This window comes from Roseovarius dicentrarchi, from assembly GCF_003316635.1.
Lineage (GTDB): Bacteria > Pseudomonadota > Alphaproteobacteria > Rhodobacterales > Rhodobacteraceae > Roseovarius > Roseovarius dicentrarchi.
Map to the genome: position 1 here is coordinate 54401 of NZ_QNQP01000019.1, position 12290 is coordinate 66690.

9 protein-coding genes and 1 tRNA gene are annotated in these 12290 nt (G+C 64.7%); 4 read left to right on the forward strand and 6 right to left on the reverse strand.

Going from position 1 to position 12290, the window contains the following annotated elements; genetic code table 11:
- Positions 1–52: 52 nt before the first annotated feature.
- Positions 53–2566 (reverse strand): ABC transporter permease, encoded by a 2514-nt coding sequence (locus tag DQ230_RS13130; RefSeq protein WP_113913069.1) that lies wholly within the window; start codon positions 2564–2566, stop codon positions 53–55.
- Complete coding sequence (locus DQ230_RS13135; RefSeq protein ID WP_113913070.1) at positions 2563–3246, reverse strand: ABC transporter ATP-binding protein; 684 nt, start codon at positions 3244–3246, stop codon at positions 2563–2565. The genes DQ230_RS13130 and DQ230_RS13135 overlap by 4 nt, the downstream gene beginning before the upstream one ends.
- A 27-nt stretch (positions 3247–3273) precedes the next feature.
- Between DQ230_RS13135 and DQ230_RS13140 the strand changes: the two genes are divergently transcribed.
- Complete coding sequence (locus DQ230_RS13140; RefSeq protein WP_238987530.1) at positions 3274–3957, forward strand: arylesterase; 684 nt, start codon at positions 3274–3276, stop codon at positions 3955–3957.
- A gap of 67 nt (positions 3958–4024) precedes the next feature.
- Here DQ230_RS13140 and DQ230_RS13145 read toward each other — a convergent pair whose 3' ends face one another.
- From DQ230_RS13145 to DQ230_RS13160, 4 genes are all read right to left on the reverse strand, one after another.
- Positions 4025–4231 (reverse strand): cold-shock protein, encoded by a 207-nt coding sequence (locus DQ230_RS13145; protein ID WP_113913072.1) that lies wholly within the window; start codon positions 4229–4231, stop codon positions 4025–4027.
- Positions 4232–4382: 151 nt separating this feature from the next.
- Positions 4383–5555: a geranylgeranyl reductase family protein gene (locus tag DQ230_RS13150; RefSeq protein ID WP_113913073.1), complete on the reverse strand. Its 1173-nt coding sequence runs from the start codon at positions 5553–5555 to the stop codon at positions 4383–4385.
- Between the two features lie 161 nt (positions 5556–5716).
- Positions 5717–7378 (reverse strand): energy-dependent translational throttle protein EttA, encoded by a 1662-nt coding sequence (gene ettA, locus DQ230_RS13155; protein WP_113913074.1) that lies wholly within the window; start codon positions 7376–7378, stop codon positions 5717–5719.
- A gap of 76 nt (positions 7379–7454) precedes the next feature.
- On the reverse strand, positions 7455–9392 hold the full coding sequence (locus DQ230_RS13160) for a putative bifunctional diguanylate cyclase/phosphodiesterase (protein WP_113913075.1): 1938 nt from the start codon (positions 9390–9392) through the stop codon (positions 7455–7457).
- Positions 9393–9511: 119 nt separating this feature from the next.
- Here DQ230_RS13160 and DQ230_RS13165 point away from each other — a divergent pair, with 119 nt between their 5' ends.
- The 3 genes from DQ230_RS13165 to DQ230_RS13175 all read left to right on the forward strand — a co-directional run bounded on the left by DQ230_RS13165 (position 9512) and on the right by DQ230_RS13175 (position 11925).
- Positions 9512–10123, forward strand: coding sequence for a nicotinate-nucleotide adenylyltransferase (locus DQ230_RS13165; RefSeq protein WP_238987532.1), 612 nt, complete (start codon positions 9512–9514; stop codon positions 10121–10123).
- Between the two features lie 85 nt (positions 10124–10208).
- Positions 10209–11699 carry a D-alanyl-D-alanine carboxypeptidase/D-alanyl-D-alanine endopeptidase gene (gene dacB, locus DQ230_RS13170; RefSeq protein ID WP_338050521.1) on the forward strand — a complete coding sequence of 497 codons (1491 nt, stop codon included), beginning with the start codon at positions 10209–10211 and terminating at the stop codon, positions 11697–11699.
- Between the two features lie 152 nt (positions 11700–11851).
- Positions 11852–11925: transfer RNA gene (locus DQ230_RS13175), tRNA-Cys, on the forward strand.
- Positions 11926–12290 lie beyond the last annotated feature (365 nt).

Below are 12290 nucleotides of genomic sequence, written 5' to 3' on the forward strand. Positions count from 1 at the left end.
GGAGAAGCGGGCCGCACTGGCCCGCTTTTTCATTTAGCGGGGGCGTTCATGGCTACTCTCTGGCGCGCAGGACTTGCGCAGGGCTGGCCGCAAGGGGCCGGAGCGCGAAGATCAGGGCCGTCGCCAGCGTCACCAGAATGCCTGCGATCACGATCAACAGCGCGGGCGCCCATAGCAGGGTATAGCGGATCTCCAGCACATAAAGGCTGACCGCCCAGCCGCCCAAGGCGCCGGCCCCGATGGCGACGATCCCTGCCGCGCTGCCCAGCAGGATCGCGCGTATGGCAAGGCTGGCCAGAATACGCGCGCGCGACGCGCCCAGAGTTTTCAGAATGGCGGCCTCGTATATACGTGCCCGCTGATCCGCCGCTGCCGCGCCGATCAATACCAGAAACCCGGTCAGAAGAGTGGCAGACGCGCCCCACGAGGTGGCGGCGGCCAATCCGCCCAGCAACTCGGACACGCGGTCAATCGCGCTGCGCACTGAAATGCCGGTGACGTTTGGAAACGCCTCGGACACGCGGCGCAGGATGCGCGCCTCGGCCTCCTGCTCGGCATAGACGGTGGCGATGGCGCTGTGCGGCGCGCCCTCCAGCGCGGCGGGGTTCATCACCATGATGAAGCCGATGCCGGCGGTGGAAAAATCAACCTCGCGCAGGCTGGTCAGGGTTGCCGTGATGTCGCGGCCCAGAATGTTGACGGTTATGTCATCGCCAAGGGCCAGCCCCATTTCGCGCGCCTCTTCGGCGGCAAAGCTGACTTGCGGCGGGCCGTCGTAATCTGCCGGCCACCACGTGCCGGTCTCAAGCGGGCCGCCTGCCTCGGCGGCATAGCTGACGCCGCGGTCGCCATTCAGTACCCAATGATCGCCGGCTACCTCGGCCGCATCCCGCCCGTTGATCTGGGTGATGATGCCGCGCAGCATCGGCGCGCTGTCCACCTTTGAAACCGCCGGATCGCCCAACGTGATCTGCATGAATTCCGGCATCTGGTCTGCTTGCAGGTCGATGAAAAAGAACGATGGCGCCCGCCCCGGCAGATCGTTCGAGATCGAGCCGCGCAGCGTGCCGTCAATCTGGCCGACCGCCGCCAGCACCGCCAGCCCAAGCCCCAGCGACAGCATCGCAGGCGCTGCCGTGCTGCCCGGCCCGCCGATGGCCGCCAGCGCCCAGTGCAATGCAGGTCGCCCCCGCGCCCAAGGGCGCGCCATACGCGCCAGCACCCGCAGCAGCGCCGCCGCAAACCACAAGATTGCCAGCGCGCCGATGATGCCGCCCGCCGTCCACAGGGTCAGCGCAAGGTTGCCGGAAAACCATGCAGCCACCGCCAGAAGCGCGGCCAGAAGCAGCGCGATGATTGCCAAAAACGGCCAGCGGGGCAGGGCGCGCCCATCGGCGCCGCCGTCGCGAAACAGGCTGGCCGCGCGGATGTCCTGCACCCGTGACAGCGGCGCGAGGGTAAAGATCAACACGGCAAGTGCGCCGTAAATCAAAGCCTCGACCATTGGCATCGGGTAGAAGGCAAAGATGGCCGGCACCGGCAGATAGGCCCCGATCACCGGCGCGAGCAGAACCGGAAGCCCGGCGCCCAGCAGGACGCCCGCGATCAATCCCAGCACGGCCAGGACACCAATTTGAATAAAATACATGGCCAGAATTGTTGCGCGATCTGCGCCCAGCGTGCGCAAGGTGGCGATCGTGGCGGTTTTGGATGCCAGATAGGCGCGCAAGGCCGCGGATATGCCAACGCCGCCCACCGCCAGACCGCTGAGGCCGACCAGCACCAGAAAGGCGCCCAGCCGATCGACAAACGCGGCGATACCGGGCGCGCCGTTGCGTGCGTCGCGCCACGCGATGCCGCTGGTGCCCAGCGCCTCATTTGCGGCTGCCTCAAGCGCGGCCAGATCGGCACCATCGGGCAGATCCAGCCGGTAACGCGTGCTGAACAGCGTGCCCGCCTGTAGCAGGCCGGAGGCTTGCAACGCGGTCGTGCGCACCATGCTGCGCGGCCCGAGGGCAAAGCCGGACGCGGCGCCATCCGGTTCGTCCACCAGCGCGGCCATCAATATGAACTCCTGACCGCCAAGCCGGAATGTGTCGCCGGGTGCCAGTGCCAGCCGCGCGATCAGCTGCGGCGCCATGACGCCGCCGGGCAGGCCGTCCTGCCCGTCCAGCGCCGCCGCCAGCGGCATAGCAGGGTCCAGCCCGATCGTGCCGGTCAACGGATAGGCGTCATCGACCGCCTTGACCTGCGTCAGCGCGCGGTCGCCATCTGGCGCCACGGCCAGCGACCGGAAATCGACGATTTCCGAGATGGCATCGGCGTGGCCTTCCATCCATTCCCGCTCGGCCACGTTCGCAAAGCGGTATGTCAGCCCGATTTCCGCATCGCCGCCCAGCAGGATCGCGCCCTTGTCCGCCAGCCCGGCCTCGATACTGGCGCGGATCGTGCCAACTGCGGCAATCGCGGCCACCCCCATGATGATGCAGGCCAGCAGGATGCGAAACCCCGCCAGCCCGCCGCGCAGCTCGCGCCGGGCCAGACGTGCAGCGACGGACAGGGTCATGCCGGCTGGCTTTCGTCGATGCGGCCATCGCGCAACGACACCACACGGCTGCACCGCGCGGCCAGTTCCGGGTCATGCGTCACCAGGATCAATGTCGCGCCATGTTGCGCGCTCAGGTCGAAAAGCAGCTCGATAATGGCCGCGCCGGTGACGCCGTCCAGATTGCCGGTCGGCTCATCCGCCAGAATCAGACGGGGCCGGGGGGCAGTGGCGCGGGCCAGCGCGACGCGCTGCTGTTCGCCGCCGGACATTTGCGACGGGTAGTGACCTGATCGCGCGGAGAGGCCCACGGCATCCAGCTGCGCCCCGGCGCGGGCGCTGGCATCGGAAACGCCGACCAGCTCCAGCGGCACGGCGACATTTTCCAGCGCGGTCATGGTCGGGATCAGGTTGAAGGACTGAAAAACCACCCCCATCGCGCCCCGCCGCAGGCGCGACAGCGCATCCTCGCCCAAGCTGTTCAGATCATGGCCCAGCGTTGTCACGCGCCCCGCGCTGGCCCGCTCAAGCCCGCCGATCAGCATCAGCAGCGACGATTTGCCTGACCCGGACGGGCCGATCAGCGCCAGCGTTTCGCCGGGCGCGACATCCAGTGAAATATCCTTGAGGATCTCGACCTGCCCCGTGCCGGACCTAAGTGTCAGACCAGCACGTTGTAACGACACAATAGAGGAGGTCATGGGATGCGCCTGTTGATAAAGGATTTAATGACATATGGGGCCGCCGTCCTGCGGGGCAAGGCGCTGTTGCCCGCTCTTTTGCTGATGGCCTTGATGTCTGGTGGCGCCCGTGCCGCGGACGAGCTGCGCGTGATGACATTTGGCGACAGCCTGACGGCCGGATACGGCCTGCCGAGGGACGAGGGGTTTGCCGCGCAGCTGAGCGTCTGGTTGCGCGAGAATGGCACACCGAATGGCGTTCCCGTGCGGCTGATCAACGCATCCGTGTCGGGCAGCACCACGGCGGGGGGCGTGCGGCGAATCGACTGGGCGCTGGGCGACATGCCCGACGCGATGATCGTCGAACTCGGTGGAAACGACTTGCTGCGCGGGGTCGATCCGGCAGAAACACGCGCGAACCTGAATACGATCCTGTCCAAGGCCCATGAAAACGACATCGAGGTGCTGCTGGTTGGCCTGATTGCCAAGGACAATTACGGACCGGACTACCGCGCGGCGTTCAACGCGATCTATCCGGAATTGGCCGAAAAATACGGCACCCTGCTGATGCTGGATTTCTTTGCCGCACTGCCGCAGGCGATGGAGGCGCAGGCGCCATATGTGCAGGCCGATGGCACCCATCCCAATGCCAAGGGCGTCGCGCTGATCGTCGCAGACGTGGGACCGAAAGTGCAGGAGCTGATTGCCCGAAGCCTTGAGAATGCAGAGTAAATAACAACACGCAGCCACGAAAAAGGGGCCCCGCGGGGCCCCGATTTACCACTTATCTAACGCAGGCTTATGCCAGTGCGATGTTCGAGGCCGACTCGCGGCCGTCACGGCCTGCTTCGATGTCGAATGTCACTTTCTGGTCGTCTGCCAGACCGGTCAGGCCGGCGCGCTCGACTGCGGAGATGTGCACGAACACGTCCTTGCCGCCACCCTCAGGTGCGATGAAGCCGAAGCCTTTTGTTGCGTTGAACCATTTCACGGTGCCATTGGCCATATCCGTAACTCCTTGGTGTTTGCTGCCCGCGTTGGTGCGGCAGCCCGGCTAGTCAGTGCAAGATCGAGTGCCTGTGCCGTAAGGAGCAGATGGTCGATAGTGGTAACGTCGCAAAATGCAATATGGACCATATTTGCCGATTTTGCAAGCCCTAACGCTCCGCGTGTCTCCGGCGCAAATCCCGCAATGCGGCGCGGGGCAGGCGCCGCAGCACAAGCAGGCACAGGCCGGGATATTCCACCTCGCCTGCCAGCAGGCGCAGATACGCGCCCTTGACCACGGACGACCGACCAAAAGCGCGCCGAAACAGCGGGTTCAGGCGGGGCGCAAAAATCAGCGGCCGCAGCCAGACGGCCATGCGCAGCCCCCGGTGCAACGGCCCCAGCGCCCGCCGGTAAAGTCGCAGCGCGCCCTGCGGTTTGCCTGCGGCAATAGCGCGCGCCGCCGCGTCGCCCGCCGCCGCGCCGGACTGCCAGGCCAGCGCAATCCCCTCGCCGGTGATGGGGTCGACCAGACCCGCCGCATCCCCGGCCAGCAGAACCGCCCCCCGGCCCGGCACGCGCTTGAAATCCCCGAACGGCAGGAAATGCCCCTTGACGGCGCACTCGGCGCCATCGCCAAGGTCCGTGCGATACTGCGCCAGTCGCCCCTTCATATCCGGGTTTGGCGCCTGCAACCCGCCAACGCCGATGGTCGTGCTGCGCAGCTTGGGAAAGCGCCAGCCATAGCCCCATTTTGCCGCGTCAAAATCAATCCGAATTGTCTCGGTTGCGGGGCCGGACGGTGCCTCGACCTCCAGGGCAAAGCCGATTCGTTCAGGATCGAACGCCCGTCCGAACAGCGCGCGCGCCACGATGCTGGTTACCCCATCCGCCCCGATCAGGATCTGGCCGGTCAGCACGGCCCCATTAGCCAGCGTGACCCTGGGGCTGTCCACGTCCAGATGCGCGATACGCTGGCCGGTGAAATTGCTGGCACCGGAGCCAAGCGCAAGGTCAAGCAGATGCGCGTCCATGTCGCGGCGCATCGTCAGATACAGCCTTGGGGTGTTCTGAACCGCGCCCAGCCGCGTGCCGCCTGCATGGAAGGCGATTCTGTCATGCGGCTGGAACAGATCAGGGCTCAGATCGCCGCCAAAGATCTGGCGGTACTGCGTCCGGGCACGGCCCGTCACCAGCCCGCCGCACAATTTGTCGCGCGGAAACGCGGCCTTGTCGATCAGCGCGGCACTCAGCCCCGCGCGGCGCGCGGTCATTGCCGCGGCGCACCCGGCAGGCCCGGCGCCGACAATGAGGACATCAAAATTTTGCGATCCGCCAGACATTCAACAGGCTTTAGGCGGTTTTGCCGCACCTTGAAAGATACCTTGAGCCGCGCACCGGCTGGAAAAACCGTGATCCACGCAAAACGCGCGCCCGATGAAAGGCGCGCGCCGCAGGAGGGGTTTTTGAATGCCCCGACCCGGATCATGTATATCCGCGTGATTTATCGCGCGAATTTCGCGTGCTTCATCCGCGACGGTTCCACATCGCCGAGGCGCCGGATCTTGTCCTCCTCGTAGTCTTCAAAGTTACCTTCGAACCATTCGACATGACCGTTACCCTCAAACGCCAGCATGTGTGTGCAAATCCGGTCGAGGAAGAAACGGTCGTGCGAAATGACCACGGCGCAGCCGGCAAAATCGACCAGCGCGTCTTCCAGCGCGCGCAGCGTCTCGACGTCCAGATCGTTGGTTGGCTCGTCGAGCAGCAGCACGTTGCCGCCCGAGCGCAAGAGCCGCGCCATGTGAACGCGGTTCCGCTCGCCACCCGACAGAAGCGACACTTTCTTCTGCTGGTCGCTGCCCTTGAAGTTGAAGGCACCGCAATAGGCGCGCGCGTTCACTTCGGCGTCGCCCAGCTTGATGATGTCCTGACCGTCGGCAATCGCCTCCCAGACGTTTTCATTCGGGTCCAGATCGTCGCGCGACTGGTCGACATAGCTCAGATCGACGGTGGTGCCGAACTCGATCGTGCCGGTGTCGGGTTGTTCCTGCCCGGTCAGCATCTTGAACAGGGTTGATTTACCAGCGCCGTTGGGGCCGATGACGCCGACAATGCCGCCCGGCGGCAGCGAGAAGCTGAGATTGTCGATCAGTTTCCTATCGCCATAGGATTTGCTCAGGCCCTCGACCTCGATCACCTTCTGGCCAAGGCGCTGGCCGTTCGGGATGACGATCTGCGCGCGGGCCAGTTTTTCGCGTTCGGACTGGCCGGCCATTTCGTTATAGGCGTTGATCCTTGCCTTGGATTTGGCCTGACGCGCCTTGGCGCCCTGACGAATCCACTCCAGCTCGCGCTCCAGCGTCTTCTGCTTGGACTTGTCTTCGCGCGATTCCTGCATCAGACGCTTGGCCTTTTGTTCCAGCCATGCGGAATAGTTGCCCTCGTAAGGGATGCCGCGGCCGCGATCCAGCTCAAGAATCCAGCTGGTGATGTCGTCCAGGAAATAGCGGTCATGCGTCACGATCAGGATCGTGCCCTTGTAGGCAATCAGGTGCTGTTGCAGCCACGCGATGGTTTCGGCATCGAGGTGGTTGGTCGGCTCGTCCAGCAGCAGCATGTCGGGCGCTTGCAGCAGCAGCTTGCACAGCGCGACGCGGCGTTTCTCGCCGCCCGACAGGCTGGCGATATCGGCATCATCGGGCGGGCAGCGCAGCGCGTTCATGGAAATGTCGATCTGGCTGTCCAGATCCCACAGGTTTTCCGCGTCGATCTGGTCCTGAAGGGTGGTCATCTCCTCCATCAATTCGTCCGAGTAATCCTCGGCGATTTGCATTGCGATTTCGTTAAAGCGTTCCAGCTTGGCCATCTTTTTGGCCACGCCCAGCATGACATTCTCGCGCACGGACAGGGACGCATCCAGCTGCGGTTCCTGCGGCAGGTAGCCGACGGTCGCATCCTTGGCGGCCCAGGCTTCGCCGGTGAAATCCTTGTCCAGACCTGCCATGATTTTCAGCAGGGTCGATTTACCCGAGCCGTTGACGCCGACGACGCCGATTTTCACACCGGGCAGGAAGCTGAGATGAATATTCTCAAAGCACTTCTTGCCACCGGGATAGGCCTTGGACACGTCCTGCATGTGATAGACGTACTGATTGGCTGCCATGATTACTTTCCGTTCTGAAGGGGCCGCATCAATCCGGCCGAGGTTAGCGGTCATGTAACTGTCCGGGCCGGCAATTTCAAATGCTGTTATCACCGGCCGCCGCCGGTCGCTGGACACCCGCAGGCGGCGCGCCCGGTGAAAAAGGCAGCGTGACAGGGCAGGGCAGCGTCCGGTTGGCCCGCAACCAGTCCGCGATCTGCCCCGCGTCCATCGGCCTGGCAATGCCATAGCCCTGTATCATCGGGCATTTGCAGCCGCGCAGGATATCAAGCTGCGCCTGCGTTTCGACGCCTTCGGCGATTACCTGCATGCCCAGGAGCGCGCACATATGGATGACGGCCCGCGTGACGACGCGGGTGCGCGGGTCATGTTCCAGTCGGCACATCATCGAGCGGTCCAGTTTGATCGCATCCAGCTGGGTCGAAGACAGATGCGCCAGCCCGGCATACCCCACGCCGAAATCGTCCAGCGCAACGCGCACGCCCAAGCGGCGCAGCCGGGTGATGGCGGCGGCGTGGTGGCCACCTTCGGCGGTTATGGTCGTTTCCTGCACCTCGACACAGACAGAGGCAGGCGGCAGGTCGCGCGATTGCAGCGCCCAGTCCAGCAGGCCGGGATAATCCGTATCCTCCAGGATCGAGCCGGAGACATTCAGCGACAGGGTCAGATCGCTGAAGCCCTGCTGGCGAAGATCGGCCAGCGCGTCCAGCGCCGCATCCATGGCAAGGTAATCAATTTGGCTCAGCAGTTGTTCCTGCCGTGCCGCTTCCATGAAGTCGGCGGGGCCGAGCAGGCCGCGCACAGGGTGATTCCAGCGCAGCAATGCCTCGCAGCCCGTGATGCAGCCGCGCGCCAGATGCAGGATCGGTTGCAGATGGACGGTGAACTGGCCCTGCTCGATCGCGCGGACCAGATCGCGTGCCAGCTGCCGCTCGGCGCGGTAGCGCGCGCCCAGGTCATCGGTGTACAGAACGGCGCGCCCGCGCCCCTCCTCCTTGGCGGCATAAAGGGCCTGATCGGCCTGCTTGATCAACGCCTCGCCGCCGCATTGCCCCGCGGGCGTCTGGGATAGCGAAGATGAGGCGCCGCACATGCTGGCGCCGATGGAAATGCCGGCCTCCAGCGTGTGGCCCTGCCAGCTGAGCGGTGCGGCGGCGGCGCTCAGGATTTCCGCGGCCCGGCGCATCAGGGTTGCGGTGTCGGGGATGCCGAGGCAAATCAGCAGAAATTCGTCGCCCCCGGTGCGGCAGATCAGATCTCCCGACCGGGTGCATGCCGACAGCGCCCGCGCCACATGGCGCAGAACGCTGTCGCCGGCTGCATGGCCGAGCGTGTCATTGATCTGCTTGAACTTGTCCAGATCCAATTGCAGCACGCCGATGCGGCCAGCGGCGACGCTGTCGCGCACCGGCGCAGAGGCCAGATACCGCGACAGTTTCTTGCGGTTGCCAAGGCCGGTCAGATCATCATGAAAGGCGGCATGTTCCAGATCGTCCTTCAGCTGCACCAGCGCGGTCTGAACGCGCACCTGTTCGCTGATGTCGCGGCACGTGACGACGACCATTTTCTGCGCATCGTCCGGCCCCATGTCGATCAGGGCGTGGCTTTGCTGATTCCAGAACTTACTGCCGTCGCGGCGCATATGCCGCGTTACGCGATATGTTTTGAACAGCGAACTGTCCGGCAGATAGCGGAACCGGGCCAGATCGGACGCGCTGGGCCGGTCGCGGGGCAGGTTGATGATTTCGGCGGGGTTGCGCCCGCGGATCAGGTCCAGCGACCAGCCCAGCATATCCTCCAGCGCGGGGTTCATCCATAGCATCCGCCCGCGGATATCCAGCAGGGCAATCCCGTCGCGCGCGTGGTCAAGGATCATCCCCGGCAATGTCGTGCCGCCGATTGCGGGCGCCCTGCTCGGCGCCACGCGATCCACGCGCGCGGTGTCCGTGCCCGCACGTGGCCCGCCATCACGCTGTGCTGGTGCGCCTTGCTGTCTTTTTTGCTCCTGCGTCACTGCTGCATCCGTTTTTCAGCTTGTCATTGGCAGATCGTGGCGCAACGGTCTTAATATCGGGTGGCTATCGTCCGGCTTTCTGATTAGAAAAATCAACGAATTTTAGGAGATTGTCGTGCATGTCTGCCCAACCGTCACGGATGATGCTGCCGCACAGCCGGGCCGGGCAGGTGATCGGGCTGCTTGGCGGCTCTTTCGATCCACCGCATGCGGGGCATGTCCATATCACGCGCGAGGCGCTCAAGCGGTTTGGGCTGGACGCGGTATGGTGGCTGGTCAGCCCCGGTAACCCATTGAAAGAACACGGTCCGGCGCCGTTGCCGCGCCGGATGCAGGCGGCGCGTGACATCATGCAGCATCCGCGCGTGCATATCAGCGATTTCGAGGCGCAGATCGGCGCGCGCTACACCGCCCGGACATTGGCGGCGCTGCGCGCGGCGCGCCCGGATCTGAACTTTGTCTGGCTGATGGGCGCGGATAATATGGCGCAGTTTCATCTGTGGCAGGATTGGCGACAGATTATGGAAACGGTCCCGATCGGCATTCTGGCGCGCCCCGGCGCCCGGCTGGCGGCGCGCGCGTCCGTCGCCGCGCGCATGTACGAGCGCGCGCGCGTCCCCACCAGCCACGCACGCGCGCTGGGGCAGTTCAGCGCCCCGGCCTGGTGCTTTGCCAATGTTCCGATGCTTGCGATGTCCTCGACCCGGCTGCGCGAGGCGGGGGAGTGGTAGGGCGCAAAAATGTGACGTCGCAACTGCCAGATGATGATTGCAGGCACTGCCCGGCTGGGATTAAATCGCGCGCATGACGTATTCATTGAAAAGACGCCTTTTTCTGAGCGGTGCGCTGTCTGCCTTCGCGATGGCCGGTCATGCCGGCGCGCCTGCGGTATCGCTGCGCCCCCAGATGCGGCCCAAGGGGCTGGTCGGCCCCGATGGCCGTCCCCGCCCGCCCGAAGCGCAGGACCTGATCGACGCGGCCCGGCTGAACGGCAAGGTCAGCTATGCGGTCATCGACATGCGGACCGGCGCCGCGCTCGAGGCGCGCAACGGCGCGGACGGCATGCCGCCCGCCAGCGTGACCAAGGCGATCACCGCGCTTTATGCGCTGGATGCGCTGGGACCGACCTACCGGTTTCAAACGCGCCTGGTGGCGACCGGGCCGGTCGATAACGGCATCATTCAGGGCGATCTGGTTCTGGTCGGCGGCGGCGATCCGGTGCTGGATACCGATGCGCTGGCTGGCATGGCGCAGCAGTTGGCGGCGGCGGGCGTGCGCGGCGTCACCGGCGATTTCCGCGTCTTCGGCGGCGCCTTGCCGTTCGAGCGGGTGATTGACGCGGCCCAGCCCGATCAGGTGGGGTATAACCCGGCGGTGTCGGGGCTGAACCTGAACTTCAACCGCGTCCATTTCCAGTGGGAGCGGGCGTCGGGCGGATACACGGTGACGATGGATGCCCGCTCGGCCAAGTATCGGCCGGCCGTGCAGGTGGCCCGCATGACAGTGGCCGAACGGTCCGCGCCGCTATACACCTACAGCGATGGCGGCGACCACGATCAGTGGACCGTCGCGCGGTCGGGTCTGGGCAAATCGGGCGCGCGGTGGTTGCCGGTGCGCTATCCCGACAGCTACGCAGGCGAAGTGTTCACCAGCCTTGCTAGCGCCCACGGGGTCAAACTGCCAAAGGCGAAAATTCAGGCCGCGCCGCCCTCGGGCGAAACGCTGGTCAGTCATCACAGCGATCCGTTGCCCGACATCCTCAAGGGGATGTTGAAATACTCCAACAACCTGACGGCCGAGCTGGTGGGCATGACGGCAACCGTGGCCCGTATGGGACAGGCCGAATCCCTTGCCGCCTCCGCGCGCGAGATGACGGCGTGGGCGCGCGCCGATCTGGGGCTGGAGGGCGCAACCCTGGTGGACCATTCCGGCCTTGGATCCAGATCGCGGGTCAGTGCGCGGGCGATGGCACGGATGCTGGTTGCGGCGCCGCGACATGCCGCCCTGCACCCGATGCTGAAGCCATTCACAATGCGCGGCGCGGACGGCAAACCCGACCAGAACCATCCGGTCAGCGTAGAGGCCAAGACAGGCACGCTGCATTTCGTCAGCGCACTGGCGGGGTATGCGACCGGCCCGTCAGGGCGGCCGATGGCATTTGCCATTTTCACGCAGGACGAGGCCAGTCGCGCCGGACTGGAGACATCCAGCGAAGACCGCCCCCCCGGCGCCTCCGCGTGGAACCGCCGGGCCAAGACACTGCAACAATCGCTGATCGAACGGTGGGACGCCGCCTACGGCGCCTGAACCGCGCAAGCCGTACAGGCCCCGCCGCGCAGTCTTTTCCGGATTCGGGCGGTTTAGCCTGAGCGAAGGCACCGTAAATCCGCGTGTTCGCGTCCAGCAGAAAATACTCTCTTGCACCCCGCGACGTGAGACACTATTCAACCCTTGGCTTCGGCGAGTTGGCGGAGTGGTTACGTAGCGGATTGCAAATCCGTGTACACCGGTTCGATTCCGGTACTCGCCTCCATTTAACATCAAGCACTTAGCTATCTCCTCTTTGTGCGCCGGTAGGGGCGTTTACAGTTGCGTTTACAATTTTGACTTCCCGGCGCTGTTTTTCCTGCGCCAGAAGGTCCAGAACCTCGGCGCTCTCGACGGGCGAAACAGCGGCATAGTGCTCGATGACGGACGCCGCGTAGCGAAGGGACCAGCCCATGTGATTGGCGATCTGGTTCAGCCCGAGACCCGCCCTGAGTAGCCGCGTGTGTTGATTGTCATTGAGAACTGACCCGGCATTTTCATCGAGATCTGACCCACCCAGTCGTTATGATCTGCTGATTATGATGGCGTCAATGCTGTTGCCTCCTTTCGCTTTTTCTTCGCTGTTTCGGA

Bases quoted from the DNA above. Each gene is read 5' to 3' on its own strand.
- DQ230_RS13140 (WP_238987530.1), top strand. From the start codon at position 3,274: ATGACATATGGGGCCGCCGTCCTGCGGGGCAAGGCGCTGTTGCCCGCT.
- ettA (WP_113913074.1), bottom strand. From the start codon at position 7,378: ATGGCAGCCAATCAGTACGTCTATCACATGCAGGACGTGTCCAAGGCC.
- DQ230_RS13150 (WP_113913073.1), bottom strand. From the start codon at position 5,555: ATGTCTGGCGGATCGCAAAATTTTGATGTCCTCATTGTCGGCGCCGGG.
- DQ230_RS13135 (WP_113913070.1), bottom strand. From the start codon at position 3,246: ATGACCTCCTCTATTGTGTCGTTACAACGTGCTGGTCTGACACTTAGG.
- DQ230_RS13165 (WP_238987532.1), top strand. From the start codon at position 9,512: ATGTCTGCCCAACCGTCACGGATGATGCTGCCGCACAGCCGGGCCGGG.
- DQ230_RS13145 (WP_113913072.1), bottom strand. From the start codon at position 4,231: ATGGCCAATGGCACCGTGAAATGGTTCAACGCAACAAAAGGCTTCGGC.
- DQ230_RS13130 (WP_113913069.1), bottom strand. From the start codon at position 2,566: ATGACCCTGTCCGTCGCTGCACGTCTGGCCCGGCGCGAGCTGCGCGGC.